This window comes from Bavariicoccus seileri WCC 4188 (genome assembly GCF_000421665.1).
GTDB lineage: Bacteria > Bacillota > Bacilli > Lactobacillales > Aerococcaceae > Bavariicoccus > Bavariicoccus seileri.
In genome coordinates this window covers 1-5,217 of the sequence record NZ_ATXL01000076.1, presented here as the reverse complement: position 1 = coordinate 5,217, position 5,217 = coordinate 1, and the positions used below count along the sequence as shown (strand labels likewise).

At 38.1% G+C, this 5,217-nt stretch carries 5 protein-coding genes and 1 pseudogene; all 6 read left to right on the top strand.

The genetic code is table 11. From position 1 onward, the window contains the following. Positions 1-318 precede the first annotated feature (318 nt). Positions 319-624, top strand: a complete 306-nt coding sequence (locus H541_RS0110445) for a restriction endonuclease subunit S (protein WP_026501782.1) — start codon at positions 319-321, stop codon at positions 622-624. Continuing rightward, the gene (locus H541_RS13680; protein WP_022797232.1) at positions 621-824 is read left to right on the top strand and encodes a hypothetical protein; all 204 of its coding nucleotides are present in this window, start codon (positions 621-623) and stop codon (positions 822-824) included. Before H541_RS0110445 ends, H541_RS13680 begins: the two co-directional genes overlap by 4 nt. A 132-nt stretch (positions 825-956) precedes the next feature. Beyond that, positions 957-4,211 (top strand): type I restriction endonuclease subunit R, encoded by a 3,255-nt coding sequence (locus tag H541_RS0110430; RefSeq protein ID WP_022797230.1) that lies wholly within the window; start codon positions 957-959, stop codon positions 4,209-4,211. 17 nt (positions 4,212-4,228) lie between these two features. Beyond that, the gene (locus H541_RS0110425; protein WP_022797229.1) at positions 4,229-4,450 is read left to right on the top strand and encodes a YdbC family protein; all 222 of its coding nucleotides are present in this window, start codon (positions 4,229-4,231) and stop codon (positions 4,448-4,450) included. Positions 4,451-4,737: 287 nt separating this feature from the next. Then, positions 4,738-4,827, top strand: a pseudogene (locus H541_RS13850) (site-specific recombinase); the annotation flags it as partial. Positions 4,828-5,006: 179 nt separating this feature from the next. Continuing rightward, the coding region (locus tag H541_RS12390; protein WP_022795494.1) for a helix-turn-helix domain-containing protein at positions 5,007-5,217 on the top strand (211 nt) is incomplete at its 3' end.

Here is a 5,217-nt window from a genome sequence, read left to right as displayed (position 1 = left end):
CCATTCGTTTTCGGTTCATTAAGGTTGCTTCTCGACTGACACATCATGCTCGTCGAGTTCAAATCCAATTCAGTTGTGCAAATGTGTATGACAAAGAGTTTGAAACGATTCTTCAGAATTTAACTTACCTATGATTCGAGTGTTAAATCGATAATTTTAAAAATTATTCAAAAAAACAAGGGGAAAGTGCGCTCTTTTTTAGTAGAAATGAACTTTTCTTTTCTTCCGTTAGGAAGGAATCTAATCGATTTGTAAAAAAGAAAGAAACATTTCAGTTTCGCCTAATTTTTTGATAAAAATGTCCCTGTATAAAAATCTATGAATGATTCAGGTATATACTGTCTTCTAAAAACTGATAATTTCAAACAATATGCATTGGGGTATGTGAATGGAACTACCGTATTACATTTATCTAAAAAAGCTATACCACAATATAAATTACCATTTCCCACGGATATTAAAATATGTAAGGAATTAAGTGCGATTCTCAAGACTATTATGATGAAGATATCTTTAAGTGATAATGAAAATGATAATTTAAACTTAACACGTGACATCCTTCTTCCCAAACTCATGTCTGGAGAAATCAGAGTTCCTCTTGATGAAGAAGGTGATGTATCGTGAAGTTTGGATTTAGAAAACCAAGCTTAAAGAGAAGAATCTCTGCAAGAACTAGCATCAAAAGGCAGGTAGTGCATCGAGCAGGAATAAAGATGCCAAGGGGATTTGGATTTCTTAGAAATCCTAAGAAAGCAGTTTACAACAAAGTATATAATCGGACATCATTTGATATATTCAAGACGCTTAAAAAGCTGTTCAAATAATAACTCATTCAGGGTTAATTTGTTGAATGGAGAAGTGGAGGTGCGGGGTGATCAATAAAACAATAGAAATAAATCAGAGGGCTACTTTGAAAGTGAGAATCGAAATAAGAGATTGTCTGGGAGGTGGTAGTGATGAGTAGTGTAAATGGTATTTTTACAGAGGCGATGCTTGAAGAAGCAGCTATTGAAATATTAGAAAGTCTTGACTACGATTATGCCTTTGGCCCGGACATCTCTTTAGGTGGAGATTATGAAGAGCGGAAAGACTATCGCGAGGTGATCCTTTCACAAAGAGTGAAAGACGCACTCTTTAAGATCAATCGTGATATTCCAAGGGAAGCACTTGATGATGCTTATCGTCAGCTGATTACATTCAATAGTCCCATGCTGGAAGAAAACAACCGCTATTTTCATCAGTTAATGACAGAAGGGATAGAAGTATCTTTTAATGAAGGTGGACAGATTCGCACCAAAAGAGCTTATGTCATTGACTTTGATAAGATGAGTAATAATGAATTCGTGGTCGTCAATCAATTTACCATTATTGAAAATGAAGAGAGAAGACCGGACCTTATCGTCTTTGTGAATGGACTGCCACTTGTGGTTATAGAATTAAAGTCAGCCAGTGATGAAAATGTGGGGATTGATGGTGCCTACAATCAGATACAGACCTATAAGCGAGACATTCCGGCTCTATTTAACTATAATGCTTTTTGCATCATCTCAGATGGGATCAATGCAAAAGCTGGAACCATTACCTCTAATGAAGAGTGGTTTATGAACTGGAGAACCGTTGACGGAGAAGATATTGCACCTCTATCCCAGCCTCAGTATGAAGTGTTACTCAATGGAATGTTCCAGAAGGAAAGACTACTGGATATCACTCACAACTTTATTCTTTTCCAGGAGTCAAAAGAACCTGAGAAGGACATTGATGGGAAGAAAATAGGGGATAAAAAATCCATCATTAAAATTCTAGCAGCCTATCATCAGTACTTTGCTGTTAAGAAAGCGATTGAAAAAACAAAAGAAGCGACAAAGGAAGACGGCGATCGTAAGATCGGTGTTGTTTGGCATACACAAGGTTCGGGAAAGAGCTTTTCTATGGTGTTTTATACCGGTGGACTTGTGAGAGAACTGAATAATCCAACCATCGTGGTTATAACTGATAGAAATGACCTGGACGATCAGCTTTTCACAACCTTCTCTAAATCAAAAGATATCCTGCGTCAGACTCCAAAACAAGCAACAGTAAGAAAACTTTCAGATAGCCAGAGAACGAATTATATGGGTGGTAATAGCACTGAGGTTAATGGGCTTTATGACCTTTTAAATGATAGAGAGTCTGGTGGGATTATCTTCACCACCATTCAAAAGTTCAAACCAGAAGATGGCGAGATGCCAGTACTCACTGACCGTAAGAATGTCATCATCATTGCCGATGAAGCCCACAGAAGCCAATACGGATTAGAGGCCAAAGTGGATTCTAAAACCGGTGAAGTGAATTATGGTTATGCTAAATACCTAAGAGATGCACTACCTAATGCGTCTTTTATCGGCTTTACAGGGACACCGATTGATCTTGAAGATCGATCTACTGTAGCCATATTTGGTCATACCATTGATACATATGACATGACCCAGGCGGTAGAAGATGAAGCAACGGTTCGGATTTATTATGAAAACCGCATTATTAAACTGGAAACAGATGAAGAAGAGCTGACAAAAATTGATGATGAGTTTGAAGAGATCACAGAAGGTCAGGAAGAATTTGAGAAGGATAAAAACAGAGCCAAATGGTCCAGAATGGAATCCATTGTGGGTTCTCCAAACAGAGTCAAAAAGCTTGCTGAAGATATAGTAAATCATTACGAAGAAAAAGCAAAGAGCATCGATGGTAAAGCCATGGTTGTTTGTATGAGTCGAAGAATCTGTGTTGAGCTCTATGATGCCATAACAAAACTAAGACCCGATTGGCACAACGATGATGTTGATAAAGGAAAAATAAAAGTTGTTATGACCGGCAGCGCCGCAGATAATGAAAAGCTACAGAAGCATCTAGGAGGTAAACAGCGTAGGGATTTATTGGCCAAACGTATGAAGGACAATAGTGACGAACTTAAAATAGTGATAGTTCGTGACATGTGGCTCACTGGATTTGATGTGCCATCTATGCATACCATGTATATTGACAAGCCAATGAAGGGGCATAACCTGATGCAAGCTATTGCAAGGGTTAATCGCGTCTTTAAAGAGAAATCAGGCGGTGTAGTGGTTGACTATATCGGGATATTAGAAAGTTTAAAGAGCGCCTTAAAACAATACACCAATACGGATCGTCAGAATACTGGTATTGATACGGATGTTGCTGTTGCTGTTATGCTTGAAAAACTGGAAATATTAAGAGACATGATGCATGGCTATGATTACTCAAATTATATGGGCAACTCTCAAGTAGAAAGAATGCGTACCATTGTAGGTGGCATGGACTTTATTCTCGGAAAGAAAGAAGAAGAACAAAAGGAATTTAAAAAGACAGCTCTTGAATTAGGAAAGGCTCATGCACTATGTGCTGCAACTGATAAAGGGAAAGAAAAGGCTCTTGAAATCAGCTATTTTAAAGCAGTTAAAGCCAGCCTTGTCAAGCTAAAGGAAAAGGACAAAACGCCACTATCAAAAAGAGAAATTGAAGCAAGACTTCATCAAATGCTGGAACGCTCCATCATCTCAGAAGATGTTATTGATATGTTTGATGCCATGGGAATCAAGAGGCCGGAGATCTCAATCCTTTCTGAAGAGTTCTTAAAAGAAGTTCAGGGAATGAAGCAGAAGAACTTAGCTGTAGAAATGCTTAAGAAATTATTAGAAGGCAACATCAAAACTATGGAAAGGAGAAACCTCGTGAAATCAGAGAAGTTCTCTGAAAGGCTGACAAAGGCTCTAAACAAGTATCGAAACCAAGCACTTACAAATGCTGAAGTGATTGAAGAACTTATTAGAATGGCCCACGACATTAAAAAGATGCGAGAAGAAGAGGCTGAACTGGGTCTCAGCGACGATGAAATTGCTTTTTATGATGCACTGACAGCGGATGATATCGTTAAAGAACTCATGGAAGATGAAACGCTTAAGAAAATCGCTCATGAATTGACTTTAGCAATAAGAAACAACATCACTATTGATTGGAGTGTTCGAAAAAGTGCAAGGGCGAGCATGAGACGGGTTATTAAAAGGCTTCTAAGCAAGTATGACTATCCACCAGATCAAGCATTAAAGGCGATGAATATTGTTATGCGACAAGCAGAGAAAATGGCCGGGAATGTATATGAAGAAGTTATCTGGTCAGACAGAGTTGCAGAAGAGCCTGGCAAATTCACAACGGATTGATGAAAGGAATGATTTACATGGCAGATATTAAATATGAAATCAAAGAAACCGTAGGTACTCTTTCAGAAAACAATAAAGGCTGGTCAAAGGAACTGAATTTAATCAGCTGGAATGACAGGGAGCCTAAATACGACATCAGGGATTGGGCGCCGGAACATGAGAAAATGGGCAAGGGTGTAACCTTAAGTGTTGAGGAGCTTAAAAAGCTTAGGGAATTACTGAATGGAATGGAACTTTAGAGTTGGAGGAATGGGGAAATAAACTCTTTTAGGGATGTCGTAAAAGCTCTATTTTATTATGAAATATACAAGGACCTATCATTTTATATAGAAGAGAACCCTTCCAAGCTAGACTGTAGATACTCTGAGTCTAATGATTAAGCATAGCAGAAGAGATTGATGAGCTGAGAGACAAGCGTCAGACTCTTTTAGTAGAGGATGCCTCCCTCAGTGGAGAGAACGAACGAATCAATGAGTTGATTGAGTTTATCCGCAAGAACAAATTCCGAACCTTAGAATATAACGATAAGCTAGTAAGGAAGATAATCCAGAGCGTTACAGTCTATGAAGACCACTTTGTCATAGCCTTTAAATCAGGCATTGAAATTGAAATATGAAAAATGGACTTAAATATCCCATGGCTCTACAGTAGAGTTGTGGGTTTATTTGTGCTTGTATGAATATAAAAATATTCTGATATGTAAGGTTACAATACATGTGTTACATGAAAATAAAAAAATAGAGGAAGCTTCTGCTATACTGTAATTACCACACCACAGAAAGGAAAGCTTCCCCTATGAAGAATATTATAACAGAAGAAATGCGATACAGAAAGAAAGTCGTTGATTATGCGGTTAAACATGATAATAATGCCAAGGCTGCACGCAAATATCACACAAATCGGATGCAAGTCAAACGTTGGAGAGACAACTATGATGGGACATGGGATAGTTTAAGAAATAAGAGTACAAAGCCCCACTCACATCCCAATCAACACACTGAAGAAG

Coding starts and splice junctions, on each gene's coding strand:
- H541_RS0110425 (WP_022797229.1), top strand. CDS start 4,229: ATGGCAGATATTAAATATGAAATCAAAGAAACCGTAGGTACTCTTTCA.
- H541_RS0110445 (WP_026501782.1), top strand. CDS start 319: ATGAATGATTCAGGTATATACTGTCTTCTAAAAACTGATAATTTCAAA.
- H541_RS0110430 (WP_022797230.1), top strand. CDS start 957: ATGAGTAGTGTAAATGGTATTTTTACAGAGGCGATGCTTGAAGAAGCA.